Origin of the sequence: Nonomuraea sp. 10N515B, assembly GCF_052245915.1 — a bacterium.
Classification (GTDB): Bacteria; Actinomycetota; Actinomycetes; order Streptosporangiales; family Streptosporangiaceae; genus Nonomuraea.
In genome coordinates this window covers 55,011-77,639 of record NZ_JBQQBQ010000010.1, presented here as the reverse complement: position 1 = coordinate 77,639, position 22,629 = coordinate 55,011, and the positions used below count along the sequence as shown (strand labels likewise).

Below are 22,629 nucleotides of genomic sequence, written 5' to 3'. Positions count from 1 at the left end.
ATGGAATTTGTCACGCAGGGTAGGCTTACCTAACCTCATTTGATCGCGGCCGGCGGCCGAGCACGGCGAAGGTCGCCACCGAGCAGGCGATGAGTCCCAGTATGACGGCCGCCATGGGCACGGCGGTGCCTGCCCCGGCCAGGCCGACCAGCGGGGCCGCGAGGGCGCCGAGCGCGAACTGCAGCACGCCGAGCAGGGCCGAGGCGCTGCCGGCCACCTGGGGGGGCTGCGAGGCCAGCGCCAGCGCGCCTGTGCTCGGCAGCAGCAGACCCTGGCCGAGCATGATGACGAACAAGCCGCCCACGATGCCCTGCAGACCGAGCCCCGCGAGCGCGGCGGCCATGAGCACCCCCGCCCCGGTCAGGGCGGTGACCAGCCCGGTCACGACCAGCGCGACCGGCGGCACCCGGCCCGAGAGCCGGCCGCCCACCTGCGCCGCGATGACCAGGCCGAACGCGTTGAGCGCGAAGATGAGCGAGTATTGCTGCGGTGTGGCGCCGTAGACCTCCTGCAGCACGAACGGCGAGCCGGAGATGTAGCCGAACATCGCCGCGAACGCCAGGCCGCCGGTGAGCGCGTAGCCCATGAACGCGCGCTCGCGCAGCAGCCGCCAGAAGGTGCGGACGGTGTGCTTGAGCCCGCCGGCCTCGCGCTGCTGCGCGGGCAGCGTCTCACGCACGCCCGCCAGCACGGCCAGCAGCAGCACCAGGCCGGCGAGGCTGAGCGCCACGAACACGCCCCGCCAGGACGTGAACGACAGCAGCTGCGCCCCGGCGATCGGCGCCAGGATCGGAGCAAGGCCGCCGACCAGCATGAGCGTGGCGAAGATGCGGGCGATGGCGGCGCCGTCGTACAGGTCGCGCACGATCGCGCGCACGATGACCAGCGCCGCGCCGCCCAGTATGCCCTGCAGCAGCCGGAAGGCGATGAGCATGGGAACCGACGGCGCGAACGCGCACAGCAGCGAGGCGAGCATGAACCCGGCCACGCCCACGATGAGCGGCACGCGGCGCCCCCGCACGTCGCTGACCGGGCCGGCGATGATCTGGCCGACCGACACGCCGATGAGGCACGCGGTGAGCGTGAGCTGCACCTGGGCGGGCGCGCTGAGCATCTCGGAGGTGATGGCGGGCAGCGCCGGGAGATACATGTCGATGGAGAGCGGCCCGATCGCCGACAGCGCGCCGAGGATGACCAGCAGTAATCCGCGGCCGCTCTTCTGCTTCGGCACAACGACGGTGGACGTGGCTTCGGCTGCCACGGACATGCGTGATCCCCTCTTCCCTCGTAGGCCGGTGGCCCACGAGGGCCGAGAGAATCAAACCAGGACTCGGTCCTCCTAATTCCCGGTTATCAGATATTTCACTGAGGTTCGTTGAGCTGGATGACCGAGAAGATCGCGCCCTGCGGGTCGGTGAGCATCGAGAACGGTCCCGGCGGCGCGTCCATCGCCCGGACGAGCACCTGCGCGCCCAGCCGCTCGGCCGCCGCGGTGGTGGCGCCGAGGTCGTCGACCGCGAAGTAGGTCATCCAGAACGAGGGCGTGCCCTGCGGATAGTCGGAGGGCATCTCCATCATGCCCGCGATGGCCGGCTCGCCCGCGTGCCACTCGGTGTATTTGACGCCGCCCATCTCCAGCAGCTCGGGCCGCCAGCCGAAGACCTCGGAGTAGAAGCGCTCGGCCGCCGCCGGGTCGCGGGTGATCAGCTCGTTCCAGCAGAACGAGCCGGGCTCGTTGACCAGCTCGGCGCCGTGATGGTTGGCCGCCTGCCAGGCGGCCGCGTGCGAGCCGTCGGGGGCGCGGAAGACGGTCATGCTGCCTTCCTCGAAGACCTGCATCGGCTCCATGACGACGGTGCCGCCGGCGTTCTTGATCCGGTCGGCGAGCGCGGCGATGTCGTCGGTGGCCATATAGGTGTTCCAGGTCGAGGGCATCCCCTCGCCCATGACCGGTCCCACTCCGGCGACCTTCTTGCCGTCGTAGGTGAACTGGCCGTAGCCGCCGGCCGCCGGATCGTCGACCATCTCGGCCTGCCACCCGAAGATCTCGCTGTAGAACCGGGCGGATGCGCCGACGTCGGTGCTGGACAGATCCACCCAGCACGGGACGCCGGGCTCATACCCACTGCGTTGCGACATTGCAACCTCCTGTGACGTGGAGCTCACCGTCAGACTCTCACTCCGGTAGGACGATTTCCGGGGAAGGTGCGGGTCAAGACCTGTCCATATCCGGCCATCCTCACCTGCGGGCCGGACCGCGTGGCGTAGTCCCTAAACTCATGGCCATGGAATCCCCAGCCGTCGAGATCGTCGACCTGGTCAAGCGCTATGGCGGCACCACGGCGCTCGACGGCCTCGCACTCCGTGCCGAGCGCGGCGCGGTCACGGCCGTCCTCGGCCCCAATGGTGCGGGCAAGACGTCCACGGTCGAGATCTGCGAGGGATTCCGCAGGGCCGACTCCGGCACGGTCAAGGTGCTGGGGCTGGCACCTCAGCGGCCCGAGCTGCGGCCCCGGGTGGGGGTCATGCTGCAGGCGGGCGGGGTGCCGCCGGCGATGCGCTGCGGCCAGTGGCTGCGGCTGGTGGCGCGCTTCTACGCCCAGCCCCTTGATGCCCAGGCCCTCCTGGCCCGCCTGGGGCTGACCGATCACGCGCGCACCCCCTACCGGCGGTTGTCGGGCGGGCAGCAGCAGCGGCTGTCGCTGGCCGCGGCCGTGATCGGACGGCCCGAGCTGGTCTTCCTCGACGAGCCGACCGCCGGGCTGGACCCGCAGGCCAGGCATGCCTGCTGGGAGCTGGTGGGCGAGTTGCGCAGTGCGGGCGTGTCGGTGGTGCTGACCACGCATCACATGGACGAGGCCGAGCGGCTGGCCGACCACGTGGTGATCATCGACAGGGGGCGGGTGGTGGCCGAGGGCACGCCTGCCTCGCTCACCGGCGCGGAGCGTCAGCTCAGGTTCCGCGCCCGGCCGGGGCTGGGGCTGGAGGAGCTGCTCAACGCGCTCCCGGCGGGCAGCGCGGCCAAGGAGTCGCCCGCCGGCCACTACATCATCGAGGGCCTGGTGGATCCCGAGCTGCTGGCCACGGTGACGGCGTGGTGCGCGGCCGAGGGTGTCACGGCCGACGACCTGCGCATCGAGCGGCGCACCCTCGAGGACGTCTTCCTCGAGCTGACCGGCAGGGAGCTGCGATGAGCGCGCACGGCCCCGGCGGGGCGGCCCCGCTGGACTTCACCCCCGCGCCCGGCGCGGCGCCGTTCCATCGGATGGTGCTGGCGCAGGCGGGCGCGGAGGTCCGCGCGATGTTGCGCAACGGCGAGCAGCTGCTGCTCACGCTGATCATCCCGGTGCTGCTGCTGGTGGGCTTCTCGCTGGCGCCGCTGATCGACGTCGGGGGCGGGCGGCGGATCGACTTCCTGGCCCCCGGCGTGCTGGCGCTGGCGATCATGTCCACGGCTTTCACCGGGCAGGCGATCGCGACGGGTTTCGAGCGCCGCTACGGCGTGCTGAAGCGGCTGGGCGCGACGCCGCTGTCCAGGGCCGGTCTCATGCTGGCCAAGACCGCGGCCGTGGTGGCCGTGGAGGGCATCCAGGTCGTGATGATCGTGGCGGTGGGCCTGGCGCTGGGGTGGCGGCCGCAGGGGTCGTTCGTGGGCGCGGCGCTGCTGATCGTGCTGGGCACGGCGGCCTTCAGCGGGCTCGGGCTGCTCATGGCCGGCATCCTGCGCGCGGAGGCGACGCTGGCCGCGGCCAACCTGGTCTACCTGGTGCTGCTGGGCGCGGGCGGGGTGATCTTCCCGCTGTCGAAGTTCCCCGCGGGGGTGCGGCCGGTCCTGGAGCTGTTGCCCATCTCGGCACTCACCGGCGGCCTGCGCTCGGTGCTCACCCAGGGCGCGGCGCTGCCGCTCGGCCCGCTGGCCGTGCTCGCCGCCTGGGCGGTGTTGTCGCTGGCGCTGGTCTCCCGCACGTTCCGCTGGGAGTGACGCTGGGAGTGACGCGGCCTCACTCGGGCTGCGGCCGGGGGCGCTCGCTCTGGAGGGCGCCGTAGCGGCGGCGGGTGAGGGCGGCCACCGCGGTGAGCGGGACGACGGCGGCCGCGGCCACCCCGAACAGCAGCGCATATCGGCCGTCCTCGGCCAGCGGCCCGGCCGCCCACGACGCGACCGCGCTGCCGACGAACAACGCGGAGGCGAAGAACGCGATCGTCGTCCCCCTGGCCTCCGGCACCACCGACGTGGCCCAGGTCTGCAGCGAGGAATGCAGGAACGACCAGCCGCCGCCGAGCAGCAGCGCGGTGACGGCCACCGTCGCCATGCTCACGTGGGCGGCCACGAGCGCGAGCCCCGCGCACATCTGCGCACCGCCCGCGGCCATCAGCACGGGCACCGGCCAGCGCCCCGACAGCCGCTTGACCACCTTCGCCAGCGCCCACAACCCCAGCCCGTACGCGGTGATGCCCAGGCCGGCCACGGCCGCCGCGACCCCCGAGTGCTCCAGCGCGGTGGCCAGGAACGGCATCGTGCCGAGCATGATCGCGCCCTCGGTGAACGCCAGCGCGAAGACGAGCAGGGCCCAGCGCTGCCCGAGCACCATGCCCAGGTACCGCCCCATCCCGAGCCCCCCGCGCCCGCTGCCGCGCGGCGGCTCGGGCAGCGAGCGCAGGGCCAGCGTGCAGACGAGGGCGCAGGCGGCCGGCACGATGAACCCCACCCGCCAGTCCACCAGACCCGCCAGCACGCCGCCGAGCCCGGTGGCCAGGGCCGTGCCGAGCGCGGCGGCGCCCATCAGGTCCGTCAGGGCGCGCTGGCGTACCGAGGGCCGGACCGTGTCGCCCACATACGTCAGGCCCGTCGGGATCACCGCGCCGAAGCAGGCGCCCGTCACGACCCTGGCCGCCACCAGCGCTCCCAGCACCGGCATCAGCGCCGACACCAGCCCCGCCAGGGCCGCGCCCAGCAACGCCAGGCGCATCACCCGCACCCTGCCGAACCGGTCCGACAGCACGCCCCACAGCGGCTGCGTCAGCCCGTACGCCAGGTAGTAGCCGCTGGCGGCGGCCACCGACGCCGACAGCGGGACACGCAGGTCGGCGGCGATCACCACGAGCATGGGGCTCACGGCGAAGCGGTCGAAGCTGCTGACGAACGAGGCGACGGACAGGCCCAGCGGAGGCCGGGCGAGGCTCACGGGGGCGGCGGGGGCTTCCATGTGGCACCACCCTAGAGCCAGGAATGTCACCGGCCCTCAGTAGGCTCAACCCACCATCTGATGTTTCCCCTGAGGAGCCCCATGACCGCCTTCGCCCTGGACGATCCCCTCGATCGCGGCTCAGGCCTGCCCCGGCCGGGGCGCCTGCTGCGGGCGGCCTCCGATTCGATCCCGCCGTCCTCGCTGGTGCTGCTGGGGATCGTCTCGGTGCAGATCGGCGCCGGATTCGCCAAGGAGCTGTTCGCGGTGTTGCCGCCGAGCGCGGTGGTGTTCCTGCGCATCGCGGCCGGCGCGCTGGTCATGGGGGCGTTCATCAGGCCGCGGCTGAAGGGGCTGGCCTGGCGCGACTGGGCGGTGGGGATCGGCTTCGGCGTGACGCTGGCCGTGATGAACCTGTCGTTCTACGAGGCGCTGTCGCGGCTGCCCATGGGCATCGCGGTGGCGATCGAGTTCCTCGGTCCGCTGGGCGTGGCCGTGGCGGCCTCGCGGCGCAGGATCGACCTGCTGTGGGTCGGGCTGGCGGGAGCCGGCGTGGTGCTGCTGGCCCCGTGGGGCGAGTCGGCGTCGGTGAGCTGGGTCGGCATCGCGTTCGCGATGGTGGCCGGGGCCTGCTGGGCGGGCTACATCCTGCTGTCGGCGGCGGCGGGGCAGCGGTTTCCCGGGACGACCGGGTTGTCGTTCGCGATGATCGTGTCCGCCCTGGTGATCGCCCCGGTCGGGGTCACGACGGGCGGGGCCGACCTGCTGCAGCCGGAGCTGCTGCTGATCGGGCTCGGCGTGGGGTTGTTGTCGTCGGTGATCCCCTACTCGCTGGAGTTGCAGGCGCTGCGGCGCATGCCCAAACAGGTGTTCGGGATCCTGATGAGCCTGGAGCCGGCGGTGGCGGCGATGATAGGGCTGCTGCTGCTCGGCGAGATCCTGCACGTGCAGCAGTGGGCGGCGATCTTGTGCATCGTGGCCGCCAGCCTGGGCTCGACCAGGAAGGCGAAGAAATAGGAGGACCGCCGCGCGCCCAGGGATGGGGCCTCTCGGGCGCGCGGCGGAGGGCTCGGCTCTCGGTGGGCGGGGTGTGCCGAGCCCGCGGAGGGTCAGCGGAGTGCGGGGTTCCGCTGGACCGGGGTTGATGCCGTCCCTCGCCGGGTCCCCGGCACGCGCGAATAGCCCGTCCGGCGCGGGTGGAGGGGGCGGTCTGCCGGCCGTTGGGCGTCAGCGCGCTCAACCGGCCTGCATCGAGGTTACCTCGATCGAGGCGGGCTCGATCCCCGAATGTCGGAAGTCAGTGCTCGGCCCAGATGCCGCGCACGTGCCCGATGTGCTCGCCCATGACGTGCGCGACGGCCTCGCTGTCGCCGCTCTTGAGCGCGTCGAGCAGCGCCAGGTGCTCCCTGGCCGAGTCGCCCAGCGCGCCGCGCTCGTACAGCTGCGACAGGCCGTAGAGCCTGGCCCTGGTCCGCAGGTCGCGGACGACCTCGACGAGGTGGGCGTTGCCGCACAGGGTCAGCAGCTCGACGTGGAAGCGGAGGTCGGCGTCGACGTAGGCGAGCAGGTCGCCGCGCTCGCCGGCCGAGACGATCTCCTCGGCGATGGGCCTGAGCCGCTCGAACTCCTCCGCCCGCGAGCTGTCGGCCAGCCGCGCCACGGTGGGCACCTCGATGAGCTGGCGGATCTCGGTGAGCTCGTCGAGGTCGCGGTCGGACAGCTCGGTCACCCGGAAGCCCTTGTTGCGCACCGCCTCGACCAGGCCCTCCTTGGCCAGGTCGAGCATGGCCTCGCGGACCGGCGTGGCCGAGACGCCGAACTGGGCGGCCAGCACCGGCGCGGAGTAGACCACCCCGGGCCGCATCTCGCCGGTGATCAGCGCGGCGCGCAGCGCGTGCGCGACCTGCTCGCGCAGGCTCTGACGCTCCCCCACCATCGGCAGGTCGAGCCGATCCTCGGCAGGCATCCGCCCATCCTCCTAAATCCACGCCTCATACGCGGCGGCCGCGATCACCAGGTCTTCCCACGCCATGCCCGTGCTCTTGAACACGCGTGGCCCCGGACCGGCGATCACCTGTCCGGCGATCAGCTCGGCGAGGTTCCCGGCGAGATGACCAGAGGTGGTCGTACCGTGGCGGATCGGGATGATCACATCCCCGGCCTCCTCCAGGGCGGCCGCCCTGGCCTCGACGACCACGGTGGCGCGGGCGATGAGGTCGCCGTCGAGCTCGCGGGCGCCGGGCTCGTGGGAGCCCACGGCGACGACGGTGACGCCGTCGCGGGCGAGCTTACCGGGGAACAGGGGCTCTCTGGCGGTCGTGCAGCACGCGATGAGATCGGCTTCGGCCACCGCCCGCACCACGTCGTCGCCCCACCCTCGGGTCGCCGGATCCGGCGCGCCCAGCGAGACGACCGGCCCATGAGCGGACGCACGGCCCACGGCCGCCGGCCGTCCCCCAACCGGTGCGTCCGACGCCTCCTCCGTCGCACTGCCCGGCGCCTGTCCGGTCGGCGCGGGCGGCGCGGTCGACGCGGGCGGCGCAGGCGGCGCAGGCGGCAGGCTCGGTGAGGCGACGCATCCCTGGCCGGGTGCGTTGGGCGCACCGGCGCTGGAGGGTGCATCGGCCGAGTCAGCGGGTGCATGGTTGCGGGCTGTGGGGGCGGGGGCCGAGCCGACAGGCGCAGATGCCGGACCGGCTGGGCCGGAGGCGAGGGCGCGGGCGGGGAGGCCGAGGGTGCGGCAGCGGGTGGCCAGGGCCTCGGCGCGGGCAAGGTCGCGACCGATGACCGTCACCTCGGTGATGGGCCGGACCTCGCGGAAGGCCAGCACGTGGCCCCAGGCCTGGGGCCCGCTCCCGAACACCACCAGCTTCCCGCCACGCGCCTCGGCCAGGTGGTCGACGGCCAGGGCGGAGACGGCCGGGGTGCGCAGGGAGGTGATGGCGATCCCGTCCATGGCGGCCAGCGGCGCGAGCGTGTCGCCGTCCAGCAGCAGATACGTCCCCTGGATCCGGGGCAGCCCCCGCCCGGGGTTGCCGGGCGCGATGGTGACGGCCTTCACCCCCACATACCGCCCGGCGGCGGCGGGCATGAGGAGGAGTTGCCCGGCGGGCACGTCCACGACGGGCCGCTGCGGCGTGGCCTCCGGGTCGAGCCCGGCCCGCAGCGCGTCCTCGAGGATCCGCACGGCCCGCCCCACGGGCAGCAGCCGCTCCAGGGTGGCGGCGTCGAGGTACGGCAGAGCGTCGGTCATCGCAGCGTGAACCCCGTCCCCATCGGATCCTCCGGATCCAGCTCGAACGAATGCCGCCCGGTCCGGTACGCCATCCCCTCGATCTCCGGCACGACGCCCTCCCCGGCCACACCGGCCACGCGAGCCCGGAAGACGCTGCCGACGATACTGCTATGGACCAGCGTCCCGCGCAGCCCGGAGTCGTGCAGCAGCGCCAGCCGGGCCGCCGTGCCGGACCCGCAGGGCGACCGGTCGACCTCCCCGTCGGCGAACACCGTCACGTTCCGCTGATGCGTCACGCCGTCCACGTCCGGCAGCTCGTCGTAGAAGATCACCCCGTAGACGCCGGACAGCCGCTCGTCGGAAGGATGCCGGGACGCCGGGTGGCCGGCCAGGTCGGCCTTGATGCGCCGGGCGTGCTCGATCAGCGCCGTCAGGTGCCGGGGCTCCACCGACAACCCCAGCGCCCCCGCCGGGACGGACGCGTAGATGGCGCCGCCCCACGCCACGTCCACCTTGACGCCGCCGGCGGCCACGTCACGCGCCATCACGTACGACGGCACGCTGACGAACGTGACCCCCTTCACCCGCCCGCCGGAGCTGCGCACCCGGGCCGTGACCCGTCCGGACGGCACGTCGATCACCACGTCCGTGTCGCCGTCGGGGTCGGCCTCGACGAGGCCCTCCTGCACCGCGTACGCGCCCAGCGCGATCGTGCCGTGCCCGCACGCGGTGGAGAAGCCGTCCTTGTGCCAGAAGAGCGCGCCGAAGCGGGCGCCGGGATCGTTCGGCGGGACGAGGAAGCAGCCGTACATGTCGGCGTGGCCGCGCGGCTCGTGGCACAGCAGCCGCCGCACATCGTCGGCGTGCTCCATGGCCGCGGCGCGGCGGGCGAGCACGTCCGCGCCGGGGATCTCGGCCACGCCCCCGGTGACGATCCTGAACGGCTCGCCCCCGGTGTGGTAGTCGACGGTGGTGATCGTCATAGTTCGAACCCGGCCGGGAACGGGTCGCGCGGGTCCAGGAAGTATTGGGCGGTGCCGGTGATCCAGGCGCGGCCGGTGATCGACGGCACGACGGCCGGCGCGCCGCCCACGGTGGTCTCCTCCAGGAGCCGGCCGATGAAGCGGGTGCCGATGAACGACTCGTTGACGAAGTCCCGGCCGAGCGGCAGCTCGCCGCGGGCGTGCAGCTGGGCCATGCGGGCGCTGGTGCCGGTGCCGCACGGCGAGCGGTCGAACCAGCCGGGGTGGATGGCCATGGCGTGCCGCGAGTGGTGGGCGTCGGAGCCGGGGGCGGCGAAGTAGACGTGATGGCAGCCGCGGATGCGGTCGTCCTCGCGGTGCACGGGCTGGTCTGCGGCGTTGATCGCCTCCATGGTGGCCAGACCGGCCGCGATGATCTCGTTCTTGGCCTTGCGGTCGAAGGGCAGGCCATAGGAGTCGAGGTCGACGATGGCGTAGAAGTTGCCGCCGTAGGCGAGGTCGTAGCGGATCTCCCCGAACCCGGGCACGGTGACGACGGCGTCCAGCCGGTCGCTGTAGGAGGGCACGTTGCGCAGCGTCACCGACATGGCCATGCCGTCCTCGACGGCCACGTCCACCACGACCAGCCCCGCCGGGACCTCCAGGCGCACGGTGGTGACCGGCTCGACGACCTCGACCATGCCGGTCTCGACAAGCACGGTGGCCACGCCGATCGTGCCGTGCCCGCACATCGGCAGCAGCCCGGACACCTCGATGAACAGCACGCCGAAGTCGGCGTCAGGCCGGGTGGGCGGCTGGAGGATGGCGCCGCTCATGGCCGCGTGGCCGCGCGGCTCGGTCATCAGCAGGGTGCGGATGTGGTCGAGGTTGTCGCGGAAGTGGACCCGCCGCTCGGCCATGGTGGCGCCGGGGATCACGCCCACCCCACCGGTGATCACGCGGGTGGGCATGCCCTCGGTGTGGGAGTCGACGGCGTGGAAAACCCGCTTGGTCCTCATCTCAGCCCTTCCGCCAAGGCCTTCTCGGTCGCGGCCCGCACGACGGCGGCCTGCTCGTCGGTGAGCGGCTGCCTGGGCTGCCGGCACGGGCCACCGTACCGCCCGGCGAGGTCCATGGACAGCTTGATGGCCTGGACGAACTCCGTCTTGGAGTCCCAGCGCAGCAGAGGGTGCAGCTTCCTGTAAAGAGGCAGCGCGGTGGCGAGGTCACCGGCCACGGCGGCGCGGTAGAGCGCCACGTTGGAGGCGGGCAGCGCGTTGGGGTAGCCGGCGATCCAGCCGACCGCCCCGGCCACGGCCAGCTCCAGCAGCACGTCGTCGGAGCCGATCAGCACGTCCAGCTCGGGCGCCACCTCGGCGATCTCGTACGCGCGCCGCGGGTCCCCGCTGAACTCCTTGATGGCCACGATCAGGCCCTCCTCGTGCAGCTTGGCCAGCAGCGCGGGGGTCAGGTCGACCTTGGTGTCGTACGGGTTGTTGTAGGCCACGATCGGCACCCCGGCCTTGGCGACCTCGCGGTAGTGCGCGAGGACCGCCCGCTCGTCGGCCCGGTAGGCGTTGGGCGGCAGCAGCAGGACCGAGCCGCAGCCCGCCTCGGCCGCCTGCTCGGCCCAGCGGCGCGATTCGGCGGCGCCGTACGCGCCGGCCCCGGCCATCACGTTCGGGCCCCCGACGGCCTCGACCGCCGTCTCGATCACGCGGGCGCGCTCCTGCGGGGTGAGCGTCTGGTATTCGCCGAGCGACCCGTTGGGCACGACGCCGTCGCAGCCGTTCTCGACCAGCCAGCGGCAGTGCGCGGCGTAGCCGTCGAAGTCGACGGACAGGTCGTCACGCAGGGGCAGCGCGGTGGCGACCATGACGCCGTGCCATGGCTTGCTGCGATGTTCCATCAGGAGTCCTCCATGTCGGGTGTTTCAGTGTGCGAGGGGATCGTCGGGATTGTCGGCGCGGCTCGTGGCCGGCTCGCCGGGATCGCGGGCGCGGCTCGTGGCGAGGTCGTCGCCGGGTCCGGCGGCCTCGCTGAGGGCGCCGAGGGTGATGGGCTGGGCGATGGGGCGGCGGGGCGGTTGCTGCGGCTCGTCGGCCAGGCAGGCGACGGCGTACCCGCAGATGCGGCCCTGACACCAGCCCATCCCGGGCCGGGCCAGCAGCTTGATCGAGCGCGCGTCGGTGGCGCCGAGCTCCTGCGCCTCGCGGACGCGCGCCAGCGGCACCTCCTCGCACCGGCACACCAGCGTGTCGTCCCGCAGCCACCCCTGCCAGCCCGGCCGGACCGGGTACGCCTGCTGCAACGCCGCGCCGAAGGCCCGCCACCGATCCCGCCGCCGCGACAGCGCCCCGGCGACCTCGCCGGCCATCAACTCGACCCCCGCCGCTCCGGACGGGCGGCGGCGGGTGTGCGCGACGATGGACCGGCCCGCAATGCGGCCCTCGAGCTCGGCCAGCCGCCATCCCCCCACACCGGTGGGCTCACCTGCCGCCCACACCCCGGGCACGGTGGTGCGCTGGGCGGAGTCGGCCTCCAGGACGGGGCTGCCGTCCACGTCGTGCCGGGTCCCGCAGCCGAGTTGCACGCCCAGGTCGATCTGGGGCACGAAGCCGTATCCCGTCGCCACGGTGTCGCACTCGACGATCCGGGTGTCGAGAACGTTCCACCGCTGGTCGAGGCGGGCCACGGTGACGGCCTCCACCTCGCGCTCCCCGTGGGCGGCGACGACCGCGTGGCGCGTCAGGTACGGCACCCGGTGCCGGGCGAGGCTCAGCGCGTACCCGGCAGCCTCCGCGGCCTTGCCGAGGGTGAGCAGCGGATGCCTGGCCAGCCCGAGCGCTCCGCCCGCCTCGAACACGCCGAGCACCTTCGCCCCGGCCGCGGCCAGCCCGGTCGCCACGGGCAGCAGGAACGGCCCGGTGCCCGAGACGACGATCCGCCTGCCCGCCACCACGCCGTTGCCCTTGAGCAGCGCCTGCGCGCCTCCGGCCGTGAGCACGCCGGGCAGGTCCCAGCCGGGGAACGGCAGCGGCCGGTCGTACGCGCCGGTGGCGATCAGCAGCCGCCGCCCCCGCACGGCGACCGAACGCCCGTCCGGGGAGCCGGCGTGCACGAGCAGGTCGCCGTCCGCCTCGCGGGCCACGCTCCACACCTGGTGCCGCGACAGCACCTCGGCCCGGTCGCTCAGGGCGCGCGCCTGCCGCAGGAACCGGTCCAGTCCCGGCGCCCGGCCGGGGACGGCGGTGTGCCGGAAGTACTGGCCGCCGAGCCGCGCCGAGGAATCCAGGAGCGCCACCCGCAGCCCGGCCAGCGCCGCCGTGAGCGCGCCTGCCACCCCGGCGGGCCCGCCGCCGACGACCACCAGGTCGTACGTCCCGCGGTCGCCCGCCCGCCCGCCGGCTGAGCCGTACGTCATGAGGTCGTCACCTCGTCCCCTGGCGCGGCCTCGGCCAGGCAGGCGCGTTCAGGCGCCCGCCCGTTGACCGAGATCAGGCAGTCGAAGCACACCCCGATCCCGCAGAACAGCCCGCGGGGCCGCCCGCCGAACCGGGTGGCGCGCCACGAGCGGATCCCGGCCGCGTGCAGCGCCGCGCCGATCGTCTGGCCGGGCACGACCGGCACGGACCGGCCGTCGACCGTGATGGAGAACGGGCGGACGGTCAAGAAGCCTCCTCGGGGAAGCGGTCCGGGCGGAAGGGGCGCAGGTCCAGGTCGGGCCGGGCGCCGGTGAGAACCTGGGCGAGCAGGTGGCCGGTGGCCGGGGCGAGCCCGATGCCGGCGCCCTCGTGCCCGCACGCGTGGTAGAGCCCGGGCACGCGCGGATCGGCGCCGATGACAGGCAGGTGGTCGGGGCAGTACGGCCGGAAACCGCAGTAGGACCTGATGACCCGCACGCCCCGCAGCACCGGGAAGAGCGCGACCGCCTGCGCCGCCAGCCGGGCGAGCACCGGCACGGACGTCGTCCGGTCGAACCCGACCCGCTCCCTGCTCGCCCCGATCAGCACCGTCCCCGCCACCGTCCCCTCGACCACGGCCGATGTCTCCAGCCCCGCCGAGTCGCTGGCCACGTTGGTGACATAGGCGGCGGTGTAGACCTTGTGCCTGATCAGCGGCTCCGGCAACGGCTCCGTGACCAGGATGAACCCGCGCCTGGGCAGAACCTGCAGCCGCACACCCGCCAACGCGGCCACCTCGCCGCCCCACGTGCCGGCCGCGTTGATCACCGCGCCGCCGAGCACGTCGCCGTGCGTCGTCCGCACGCCGGTCACCCGCTCCCCCGAGCGGATGAACCCGGTCACCCCGACCCCGAGCCGCAGGCTGAGCCTGGCGCGCCCAAACCTGCCGGCGCCCTGCTTGAGCAGGGTGGCGGCGGCCAGCATGGGCTGGACCTGGGCGTCCTGCGGGTAGTAGACGCCGCCGGCCAGCCCCTGCGCGAGGTGCGGCTCGTAGTCGCGCAGCGCGTCGCTCGCCACGACGGCGTGGTCGACGTCCTGCTTGGCGGCGAGGTCCTCGAGCTGCCGCCGGATCTCGAGGGTCTCGGCGACGACCAGTCCGCCTTTGGCCTCGAACTCGAACCCGCCGTGCTCCGCCAGCGTGCGCCAGAGCCGGTTGGACAGCACCGCCAGCTCCAGCTCCGGCCCGGGCTCCTTGTCCGACACCAGCACGTTGCCCTCGCCCGAGCCGGTGGTGCCGCCGGCGACGGGCCCACGGTCGATCACGGTCACGTCGAGCCCCGCTCGCGCGGCGTAGTAGGCGCACGCCGCCCCCACGACACCGGCGCCGACGACGATGACGTCGGACATGACCACCTCCCCCAGTAATATGTCACATACCTAAGTGGGTTGAGAAGCCCGTTCCCCGTGGCGGGACCGACCGTACCCGCCCGTACCATCGATGACGTGAAGCTACCCACGGATCACTCCAACCCTCTCGTGCGCCACCTGTTCTCTTTCTGGGCGCCGACCACGCGGTCGATGCGGGGCTGGGCGATGGCATCCGTGGTCGTCAACGCGGGCATCACGGTGACCGGCGCGGGCGTGCGCGTCACCGGCTCGGGGCTCGGCTGCCCGACCTGGCCGAGGTGCACCCCGGACAGCTTCATCCCGGTCGCGCACCCTGAGGTGTCGATGCTCAACATGCTGGTCGAGTTCGGCAACCGGCTGCTGACCTTCCTGGTGCTGGCCGTGGCGGCCGCGTGTGTCATCGCGGCCTGGCGGATGGTGCCCCGCCGGCGGTCCCTGGTGCGGCTGGCGCTGCTCCAGCCGGTCGGCGTCCTGGCCCAGGCCCTGTGGGGCGGGCTGGTGGTCAACACGATGCTCAACCCGTTCACGGTCGGCATGCACTTCCTCATCTCCAGCGGCCTGATCGCGGCCTGCTGGATGTTGTACGCCCTCGCCCGCGCGGGCGAGGGCGACGGCGCGGCACGGCGGGTGACCCACCGGGATGTCCGCAGGCTGGGCCACGTGCTGGTGGCCGCCGTCTTCGTGCTGCTGGTGGCCGGTGTGGTGGTGAGCGGCACGGGACCGCACTCGGGCGATGTGATGGCCTCGCGCTTCGACCTCGACATCGAGGCCGTGGCCCGGCTGCACGCCGACCTCGCCTACGTCGTCGTCGGGCTGACGTTCGCGTTGCTGTTCGCCCTGCACGTGGGCGACTCCACGCGGCCGGCCCGGCGGGCCGCGCTGGCGTTGTTCGTGGTGGAGCTGCTGCAGGGCGTGATCGGCTACACCCAATACTTCCTGGCCGTGCCCGCCGCCCTGGTCCTCCTGCACGTGCTCGGCTCGACCCTGGTCTGGATCGCCGCCCTCAGGGTGGTGACCTCGCTGCGCACCCGCGACCCGGTGCCCGCGCCCCACTCCCCCGTCGAAGCGCCCGCCACCGTCTGAGCGGATCAGCCTGGCGCGCCGGGGGCGTAGCCGGGCGGCGGCGTGCCCCTCGCGACCGACCCGGCGTGCACCGACGGCACAGGGAAGTCCGCCCTGGCCGTGCTCATGCACTCCAGCAGCGCCCGCTGCTCCTCATGGAAGGTCTGCTCGTCGACCATGTGACGGGCCGCCCGCTCGTGCAGCAGCCCCAGCTCGGTGGCGGCGAGCTGGTAGTCGCGCATCGCGCGCAGCCCGCGCTTGCCGCCGTGGGCCTTGGCCCACTGCCTGGCCTGACGGCGCCGGGAGAACGTCGACAACATGTAGACGTCGGCCCCGTTGACGAGCTTGGTCGGCTCGTACGGCGGCAGATAGCGCTGGATGAGCGCCACGATCCGGCGCCGGTCCCTGAACACCACGCCGATGAGCACGACGAGCACCACCAGCAGTGTCAGATAGGCCACCACGAGCCCGGGGAAGCCGCCGTAGGAGGCCAGGCCGTTCCACAGGCCGTGCAGGATCATCGCGCCCGACCAGCCGGCCAGGATGGAGAACACCCGTTCGGAGCCGCTGCGCTGGGCGGCGTAGGCGACGCCGACGCCGATCATCGAGCTGAACAGCGGATGCGCGAGCGGCGACAGGATGCCGCGCAGCACCACGGTGACCGCCAGTCCCTTGACGCCGGAGTCGGAGTTGAGCGCGGCGAGGTAGTAGCTGACGTTCTCGCTCATGGCGAAGCCGAGGCCGACCATGCTGGCGTAGATGACGCCGTCGGTGGGCCCGTCGAGCTCGGCCCTGCGGAACCTGAGCAGCCCCAGCAGCACCAGGCCCTTCATCGTCTCCTCGACGACGGGAGCGCCGAACGTGGCCGCGATGTTGCGGGCGCTGGCCTCCGACAGCTTGACGGTGTCCATGATGTAGTGCAGGTTGAGCGAGTTGACCACACCCGCGACCAGCACCGCGATGCCCGCGCCCCACGCGAAGGCGAAGGTCAGGTTGCTGCGCGGCTCCGGCTCCATCCTGTCCAGTGCCAGCACCGCGGCCAGCAGCATCGGCACCGGCGCCAGCGCCAGCGTGAGCGCGATGAAAAACTGCACCGGCTCGCCGTTGAGCACGTCGAACGAGAAGGAGACCAGAGCGCAGATGCCGGTGAGGACCAGCCCGATGATCAACGCCAATGAGGGGCGGTCCTTCAACACCCAGCGTGGATCACGGGACGCCATAGGGTGACTTTAACGGATCAGGGTGCCGGTGGCCGTGCCAGCATAGCCAGTCCTCACCGTCCAGAAAGGACCCGCGGCGGCGGCGGCGATCATGCCAGCAGCGGGTCGATCGCGACGGCGAGGAAGAGCAGCGCCAGGTAGGCATTGGACCAGTGGAAGAAGCGCATGGGCCGCAGCTCGACGCCGGTCTTGCCGGCGTTGAGCCGGGCCAGCAGGCGGTGCACCTCCCACAGGCACATCACACCCAGCGCTGCCGCCACGACCGGGTAGAACACCGTGGTCCCCGCCACCGGCCAGAGCAGCAGCGAGCACAGCACGGTCGCCCACGTGTAGCCGATGGACTCCAGGATGACCCGCCGCTCGGTGGCCACGACCGGCAACATCGGCACCTTGGCCGCCGCGTAGTCCTCCTTGTAGCGCATGGCCAGCGTCCAGGTGTGCGGCGGCGTCCAGAAGAACACCACCCCGAACAGCACCAGCGGCGCCCAGTCCAGCCGCTCGGTGATGCCCGCCCAGCCGATCATCACCGGCATGCAGCCCGCGATGCCGCCCCACACGATGTTCTGGGCCGTGCGCCGCTTGAGGATCATCGAGTAGACCAGCACGTAGAACAGGATCGCCGCGGTGGACAGCAGCGCCGCCAGCCAGTTGGTGGTGACCCACAGCCCGACCAGGGACAGCACGCCGAGCACGATCCCGAAGATCAGCGCGCCGCGCGGCGACACCTGGTGCCTGGCCAGCGGCCGGCGGCGGGTGCGGCGCATCATCTGGTCGATGTCGCGGTCCACATAGCAGTTGAGCGCGTTGGCGCTGCCCGCCGACAGGGTGCCGAACACCATGACCGAGATGGACGTCCACAGCGGCGGCAGGCCGCCCGCCGCGAGGAACATCACCGGCAGCGTGGTGATCAGCAGCAGCTCGATGATCCGCGGCTTGGTGAGCGCGATGTAGGCCTTCACGATCATGCCGATCGAGCGCGGCGCCTCCACCTGCGGAGATGGCGCCGTCGCCTGCCTGTTGGTCAGCACCGTCAAGGCGCTTCCAGCCTGTGCGGAGTCAACGCGTAACCTCTGATAAGAGCGGATCCATGGGTGGGCGCCGGTGACGCCCCTGCGAACCCAACAAACTGTAGTCGCAGGGTGGGCCGGTCCGGCCAATGGGGGGCTTGCGCCATACATGGACACGCGCGGGTGGATATGGAATTGATCGCCACGTCCACTCGGTTAGGGTCCGTGTGGGCGGGATAGCCAACCGGCATGACCAATGACAACAAGATTCCGGAGATCGAGCACTTGAGCACCGAACTCGTGCCAGCCCTTGACTGGACCGACCTGGACAAGCAGGCGGTCGACGTCATTCGAGCCCTGGCGATGGACGCAGTGGAGAAGGCGGGCTCGGGTCATCCCGGCACCGCCATGAGCCTGGCCCCCGCCGCATACTTGCTGTTTCAGCGTGTGATGCGCCACGACCCCACCGATCCCAACTGGATCGGGCGCGACCGTTTCGTCTTGTCGTGCGGCCACACCAGCCTGACCCTCTACATCCAGCTCTATCTTTCCGGCTACGGCCTGACGCTCGACGACCTCAGGCGGCTGCGCCAGTGGGACAGCCTCACCCCCGGCCACCCCGAGTACGGCCACACCGCGGGCGTGGAGACCACGACCGGCCCGCTCGGCCAGGGCCTGGGCAACGCGGTCGGCATGGCGATCGCCGCCCGCCGCGAGCGCGGCCTGTTCGACCCCGACGCCGAGCTCGGCGCCTCGCCGTTCGACCACCACATCTGGTGCTTCGTCAGCGACGGCGACATCGAGGAGGGCATCAGCCACGAGGCCAGCTCCCTCGCCGGCCACCAGAAGCTCGGCAACCTCATCGTCGTGTGGGACGACAACCACATCTCCATCGAGGACGACACGCTGATCGCCAAGTCCGAGGACGTGGTCAAGCGCTACGAGGCCTACGGCTGGCACACGGAGAGCGTCGACTGGACCGCCGGCGACAACTACCACGAGGACGTGCAGGCCCTGTACGACGCGCTGGAGGCGGCCAAGGCCGAGACCGACCGGCCGTCGTTCATCCGGCTGCGCACGATCATCGGCTGGCCCGCGCCCAACAAGCGCAACACCGGCAAGATCCACGGCGCGGCCCTGGGCGAGGCGGAGATCGCCGCCACCAAGGAAATCCTCGGCATGGACCCGGCCAAGACCTTCGACGTGCCGGCCGACGTGCTCGCGCACGCCCGCGAGGTGGCCCAGCGCGGCCGCGCCACGCACGCCGAGTGGGAGAAGGGCTACGCCGAATGGCGGCTGGCCAACGCCGAGCGCGCCGAGGAGCTCGACCGCATCTCCCACCGCCAGCTGCCGAACGGCTGGTACAAGGCGCTGCCGTCGTTCGAGGTGGACGCCTCGATGGCCACCCGCAAGGCGTCGGGCGAGGTGCTGAGCGCGCTGGCGCCGGTGCTGCCCGAGCTGTGGGGCGGCTCGGCCGACCTGGCCGAGTCCAACAACACCACGATGAAGGGCGAGCCGTCCTTCATCCCGGAGGAATACCAGACCAAGGAGTTCCCCGGTAACCGCTACGGCCGCACGCTGCACTTCGGCATCCGCGAGCACGCCATGGGCGCCATTCTCAACGGCATCGCCCTGCACGGCGGCACCCGCCCCTACGGCGGCACGTTCCTGGTCTTCTCCGACTACATGCGCCCGGCGGTGCGCCTGGCCGCGCTGATGAAGCTGCCGGTCACCTACGTGTGGACGCACGACTCCATCGGCCTGGGCGAGGACGGCCCCACCCACCAGCCGATCGAGCACCTGTGGGCGCTGCGCGCGATCCCCGGCCTCGACGTGGTCCGCCCGGCCGACGCCAACGAGACCGCCTACGCGTGGAAGACCGTGCTCGAGCACAAGGACCGGCCCGCCGCCCTCGCCCTGACCCGGCAGAACCTGCCGGTGTACGAGGGCACCAGCGCCGACGGCGTGGCCCGCGGCGGCTACGTGCTGCGCGAGGCGTCCGACGGTCAGCCCAGGGTCATCATCATCGCCACCGGCAGCGAGGTGCAGCTGGCCGTGGAGGGCCGCGAGCTGCTCGAGCAGCAGGGCATCCCCACGCGAGTCGTCTCCATGCCGTGTGTGGAGTGGTTCAACGGGCAGGATTCCGCATATAGGCAGACGGTTCTGCCGTCGTCGATCAGGGCTCGGGTGGCGGTCGAGGCGGGCATCGCGCTCGGCTGGCACCAATTCGTCGGCGAATGCGGCGAAGTGGTCGGCCTCGAACACTTCGGTGCGTCGGCTCCGTACAAGACGGTGTACGAGCAGTTCGGGCTGACGGCCGAGCGCGTGGCGGCGGCGGCACATGCGAGCCTGGCCAAGCTTGGTCAGGAAAAAGGCGAGACGACGGGAAACTGAAGAAGACATGAGCGAGATCCTCAACAAGCTGTCCGGCCAGGGCGTGGCCATCTGGCTCGACGACATCAGCCGTGAGCGGCTGCGCAGCGGCAACCTGGAGCAGTTGATCAGGGAGAAGAACGTCGTCGGGGTCACCTCCAACCCGACGATCTTCGCCGGCGCGCTCAGCAAGGGCGACGCCTACGACGTGCAGCTGCACGACCTGGCCATCCGTGGCGTCAACGTGGACGAGGCCGTGCGGGCGATCACCGCCTATGACATCCGCTGGGCTTGCGACGTGCTGCGCCCGGTCTACGACGCCACCGGCGGCGTGGACGGCCGCGTGTCGCTGGAGGTGGACCCGCGCCTGGCCCGTGAGAGCGAGAAGACCGTGGCCGAGGCGCGGGCGCTGTGGTGGATGGTGGACCGGCCCAACCTGTTCATCAAGATCCCGGCGACCGTGGAGGGCCTGCCGGCGATCACGCAGGCGATCTCCGAGGGCATCAGCGTCAACGTGACGCTGATCTTCTCGCTGGAGCGTTACCGCGCGGTCATGGACGCCTGGCTCGCCGGCCTGGAGGCCGCGCAGGCCAAGGGGCTCAACCTGGCCACGATCGAGTCGGTGGCCTCGTTCTTCGTCAGCCGGGTCGACACCGAGATCGACAAGCGGCTGGACAAGGTCGGCAAGCCGGAGCTCAAGGGCAAGGCGGGCGTGGCCAACGCGCGGCTGGCCTACGCGGCCTACGAGGACGTCATGAACACCGAGCGGTGGCAGCGGCTGCGCTCGGCCGGCGCCCGGCCGCAGCGCCCGCTGTGGGCCTCGACCGGCGTGAAGAACCCCGAATACGCCGACACGCTCTACGTCGACCAGCTCGTCGCCCCCGGCACCGTCAACACGATGCCGGAGAAGACGCTCGACTCGACCGCCGACCACGCCAACGTCACCGGTGACACCATCCGGCCGTTCTACGAGGACGCCTGGAACACCATGGCCGCCCTGAAGGAGGCCGGCGTCGACTACGACGACGTGGTGAAGGTGCTCGAGGAGGAGGGCGTGCAGAAGTTCGAGGCGTCCTGGAACGAGCTGCTCGAGAGCGTCACCAAGAACCTGGTTCCGTGATGGATGTGCTCTACCGCGACGAGAGGGCGGCCTCGGCCGCCTCCTCCGTCGCGGGGCGTCTCGTCGCCGACGGCGTGCCCGCGCGGCTCGCCGCCGGCGACCCCACGCTGTGGGGTCGCGAAGGGAGCGAAGCTCCCAGAGACGCCGAGGCGTGGGCGGACGGGCTGCCGTTCCGCGCCTCGCGCGAGCTGCTGCCCGAACTGGGCGAGCTCGCCGAGCAGGCCCGGGCCGCCGGCCTGACCACCGTGGTGCTGGCCGCCACGGACGGCGCGGCGCTGGCGGCGGAGGTCATCTGCGACACCGCCGACGTGCCGCTCACCGTGCTCGACACGTCCGACCCCGGACAGGTGCGGCGGGCGTTGGCCGAGCCCCTGGAGTCCACGGTCATCGTGGTGGCGGGCCCGGCCGTGGAGACCGATTGCTGCCTGCGGATCTACGAGGAGCGGTTCGCGGCGGCGGGCATCGACGCCGCGCAGCGCATCGTGGCCGTCGCCGTACCCGGCTCGCCGCTGCAGCGGCGGGCCGTGGAGCGCGGCTACCGCCTGGTCCCGTCGAGCGCCCCCGGCACACCGTCACCGGCCGGCGGGCCGGGTCCGGCGTCGCCGGCGGGCGGCTGGGGCGCGGCCGTGCCGACGGCCGCGCTGGTGGCCGCGGCGCTGGCGGGGGCTGACGTGGCGCGGTTGCTCGACGACGCCGAGGAGGTGCTGCCGCTGCTGTCGCGAGACAGCGGCAACCCCGGGCTCGCCCTGGGGGCGGTGCTCGGCGGCGCGGCCTTGGGCGGCCGGGACAAGCTCCTGCTGGAGGACCAGCTGTCCGCCATCGCCGGGCTGCCCGACTGGATCGAATGGCTCGTCGCCGCGTCCACCGGCAAGCGCGGCAAAGGGATCCTGCCCGTCGTGGGCGCCGATCCCCACCGTGCCCACGACGAGCTGGTCGTCGCCATCGAGTCCGACATCGGCGACGTGCGCGTGGACGGACCGCTGGGCGCGCAGTTCCTGGTCTGGCAGTACGCCGCCGCCGTCGCCGCGCTCCTGCTGGAGGTCGACCCGGCAGAGCGGCCCGACCAGGCCGAGCCCGCCGGCACCACCGAAGCCCTTCTGGCGCTGCCCGAGCTGCCCGCGGGCGCGCCCGCGCTGGTGGACGGCCCGGTCGAGGTCTACGGCCTGGTGACGGCCAAGGACCTGCCCGGGGTGTTCATCGAACTGTTGCACGCTCTTCCGGCCGACGGTTACCTGGCGGTGACGGCCTACCTGGACCGGCTGGCGGCCTTCGACGCGCCGGTGCCCGACGGCGCCGACTTCGAGCAGATGACCGACGCCTGGATGATGGCCGACCCGGCCACGCTGCGGGCGTTGCTGGCGCTGCGTACCGACAGGCCGGTGACGTTCGGGTGGGGGCCGCGGTCGTTGCACGCGACCGGGCAATATCACAATGGCGGGCCCCAGAACGGGGTGTTCCTGCAGATCACCGGGGCGGTGGCGGAGGACGTCGCGGTCCCGGGCAAGCCTTACACGCTGGGCCGTCTCCAGCTCGCTCAGGCGCTCGGCGACCTGGAGGCCCTCGAAACGCGCGGACGGCCCGCCGTACGCCTGCATTTGACCGACCGCGCGGCAGGAGTCGCGCACCTGCTCGCAGCCGCACAGGAGGTTTGAG

At 72.3% G+C, this 22,629-nt stretch carries 20 protein-coding genes; 7 read left to right on the top strand and 13 right to left on the bottom strand.

The features are described 5' to 3' along the window. Positions 1 to 25: 25 nt before the first annotated feature. A complete protein-coding gene (locus ACTWQA_RS17035) occupies positions 26 to 1,267 on the bottom strand; it encodes a multidrug effflux MFS transporter (protein ID WP_443160182.1) in 1,242 nt (413 codons plus the stop codon). 95 nt (positions 1,268 to 1,362) lie between these two features. Further along, the gene (locus ACTWQA_RS17030) at positions 1,363 to 2,139 is read right to left on the bottom strand and encodes a VOC family protein (RefSeq protein WP_443160181.1); all 777 of its coding nucleotides are present in this window, start codon (positions 2,137 to 2,139) and stop codon (positions 1,363 to 1,365) included. Between the two features lie 146 nt (positions 2,140 to 2,285). On the opposite strand from ACTWQA_RS17030, the gene ACTWQA_RS17025 reads away from it, so the two are divergent. Together ACTWQA_RS17025 and ACTWQA_RS17020 are read left to right on the top strand one after the other, a co-directional pair. Continuing rightward, positions 2,286 to 3,194 carry an ABC transporter ATP-binding protein gene (locus ACTWQA_RS17025; RefSeq protein ID WP_443160180.1) on the top strand — a complete coding sequence of 303 codons (909 nt, stop codon included), beginning with the start codon at positions 2,286 to 2,288 and terminating at the stop codon, positions 3,192 to 3,194. After that, a complete protein-coding gene (locus tag ACTWQA_RS17020) occupies positions 3,191 to 3,982 on the top strand; it encodes an ABC transporter permease (protein ID WP_443160179.1) in 792 nt (263 codons plus the stop codon). Before ACTWQA_RS17025 ends, ACTWQA_RS17020 begins: the two co-directional genes overlap by 4 nt. 19 nt (positions 3,983 to 4,001) lie before the next feature. On the opposite strand, the gene ACTWQA_RS17015 is transcribed toward ACTWQA_RS17020, so the two are convergent. Then, positions 4,002 to 5,207, bottom strand: a complete 1,206-nt coding sequence (locus ACTWQA_RS17015) for an MFS transporter (RefSeq protein ID WP_443160178.1) — start codon at positions 5,205 to 5,207, stop codon at positions 4,002 to 4,004. Between the two features lie 81 nt (positions 5,208 to 5,288). Here ACTWQA_RS17015 and ACTWQA_RS17010 point away from each other — a divergent pair, with 81 nt between their 5' ends. After that, the gene (locus ACTWQA_RS17010; protein ID WP_443160177.1) at positions 5,289 to 6,203 is read left to right on the top strand and encodes an EamA family transporter; all 915 of its coding nucleotides are present in this window, start codon (positions 5,289 to 5,291) and stop codon (positions 6,201 to 6,203) included. Between the two features lie 280 nt (positions 6,204 to 6,483). Here ACTWQA_RS17010 and ACTWQA_RS17005 read toward each other — a convergent pair whose 3' ends face one another. From ACTWQA_RS17005 to ACTWQA_RS16970, 8 genes are read right to left on the bottom strand one after another with little or no spacing between them, the layout of a single operon-like run. Next, positions 6,484 to 7,152, bottom strand: a complete 669-nt coding sequence (locus ACTWQA_RS17005) for a GntR family transcriptional regulator (protein ID WP_305921302.1) — start codon at positions 7,150 to 7,152, stop codon at positions 6,484 to 6,486. A gap of 12 nt (positions 7,153 to 7,164) precedes the next feature. Next, the gene (locus tag ACTWQA_RS17000; RefSeq protein WP_443160176.1) at positions 7,165 to 8,439 is read right to left on the bottom strand and encodes an ornithine cyclodeaminase family protein; all 1,275 of its coding nucleotides are present in this window, start codon (positions 8,437 to 8,439) and stop codon (positions 7,165 to 7,167) included. Then, entirely contained in the window at positions 8,436 to 9,404 is a 969-nt protein-coding gene (locus ACTWQA_RS16995) for a proline racemase family protein (RefSeq protein WP_443160175.1), read from the bottom strand. The genes ACTWQA_RS17000 and ACTWQA_RS16995 overlap by 4 nt, the downstream gene beginning before the upstream one ends. Next, complete coding sequence (locus ACTWQA_RS16990; protein ID WP_443160174.1) at positions 9,401 to 10,402, bottom strand: proline racemase family protein; 1,002 nt, start codon at positions 10,400 to 10,402, stop codon at positions 9,401 to 9,403. The genes ACTWQA_RS16995 and ACTWQA_RS16990 overlap by 4 nt, the downstream gene beginning before the upstream one ends. Continuing rightward, complete coding sequence (locus ACTWQA_RS16985) at positions 10,399 to 11,292, bottom strand: dihydrodipicolinate synthase family protein (protein WP_305921298.1); 894 nt, start codon at positions 11,290 to 11,292, stop codon at positions 10,399 to 10,401. The genes ACTWQA_RS16990 and ACTWQA_RS16985 overlap by 4 nt, the downstream gene beginning before the upstream one ends. Positions 11,293 to 11,316: 24 nt before the next feature. Then, positions 11,317 to 12,807, bottom strand: coding sequence for an FAD/NAD(P)-dependent oxidoreductase (locus ACTWQA_RS16980; RefSeq protein ID WP_443160173.1), 1,491 nt, complete (start codon positions 12,805 to 12,807; stop codon positions 11,317 to 11,319). Then, positions 12,804 to 13,055 carry a (2Fe-2S)-binding protein gene (locus ACTWQA_RS16975; RefSeq protein ID WP_327580840.1) on the bottom strand — a complete coding sequence of 84 codons (252 nt, stop codon included), beginning with the start codon at positions 13,053 to 13,055 and terminating at the stop codon, positions 12,804 to 12,806. Before ACTWQA_RS16975 ends, ACTWQA_RS16980 begins: the two co-directional genes overlap by 4 nt. Then, entirely contained in the window at positions 13,052 to 14,194 is a 1,143-nt protein-coding gene (locus ACTWQA_RS16970) for an NAD(P)/FAD-dependent oxidoreductase (protein ID WP_443160172.1), read from the bottom strand. Before ACTWQA_RS16970 ends, ACTWQA_RS16975 begins: the two co-directional genes overlap by 4 nt. Positions 14,195 to 14,290: 96 nt before the next feature. Here ACTWQA_RS16970 and ACTWQA_RS16965 point away from each other — a divergent pair, with 96 nt between their 5' ends. Continuing rightward, positions 14,291 to 15,277, top strand: a complete 987-nt coding sequence (locus ACTWQA_RS16965; protein WP_443160171.1) for a COX15/CtaA family protein — start codon at positions 14,291 to 14,293, stop codon at positions 15,275 to 15,277. 5 nt (positions 15,278 to 15,282) lie between these two features. Here ACTWQA_RS16965 and ACTWQA_RS16960 read toward each other — a convergent pair whose 3' ends face one another. Together ACTWQA_RS16960 and ACTWQA_RS16955 are read right to left on the bottom strand one after the other, a co-directional pair. Continuing rightward, positions 15,283 to 16,476 carry a PrsW family intramembrane metalloprotease gene (locus ACTWQA_RS16960; protein WP_443160170.1) on the bottom strand — a complete coding sequence of 398 codons (1,194 nt, stop codon included), beginning with the start codon at positions 16,474 to 16,476 and terminating at the stop codon, positions 15,283 to 15,285. Positions 16,477 to 16,565: 89 nt separating this feature from the next. Then, positions 16,566 to 17,510 carry a heme o synthase gene (locus ACTWQA_RS16955; protein ID WP_443160169.1) on the bottom strand — a complete coding sequence of 315 codons (945 nt, stop codon included), beginning with the start codon at positions 17,508 to 17,510 and terminating at the stop codon, positions 16,566 to 16,568. A 222-nt stretch (positions 17,511 to 17,732) separates the two neighbouring features. Here ACTWQA_RS16955 and tkt point away from each other — a divergent pair, with 222 nt between their 5' ends. From tkt to ACTWQA_RS16940, 3 genes are read left to right on the top strand one after another with little or no spacing between them, the layout of a single operon-like run. Beyond that, positions 17,733 to 19,877, top strand: a complete 2,145-nt coding sequence (tkt, locus tag ACTWQA_RS16950) for a transketolase (protein ID WP_443160168.1) — start codon at positions 17,733 to 17,735, stop codon at positions 19,875 to 19,877. A gap of 7 nt (positions 19,878 to 19,884) precedes the next feature. Continuing rightward, positions 19,885 to 20,976 (top strand): transaldolase, encoded by a 1,092-nt coding sequence (gene tal, locus ACTWQA_RS16945; protein WP_305921290.1) that lies wholly within the window; start codon positions 19,885 to 19,887, stop codon positions 20,974 to 20,976. Next, positions 20,976 to 22,628 carry a glucose-6-phosphate isomerase gene (locus ACTWQA_RS16940; protein ID WP_443160353.1) on the top strand — a complete coding sequence of 551 codons (1,653 nt, stop codon included), beginning with the start codon at positions 20,976 to 20,978 and terminating at the stop codon, positions 22,626 to 22,628. The genes tal and ACTWQA_RS16940 overlap by 1 nt, the downstream gene beginning before the upstream one ends. The last annotated feature ends 1 nt before the right edge of the window (position 22,629 follow it).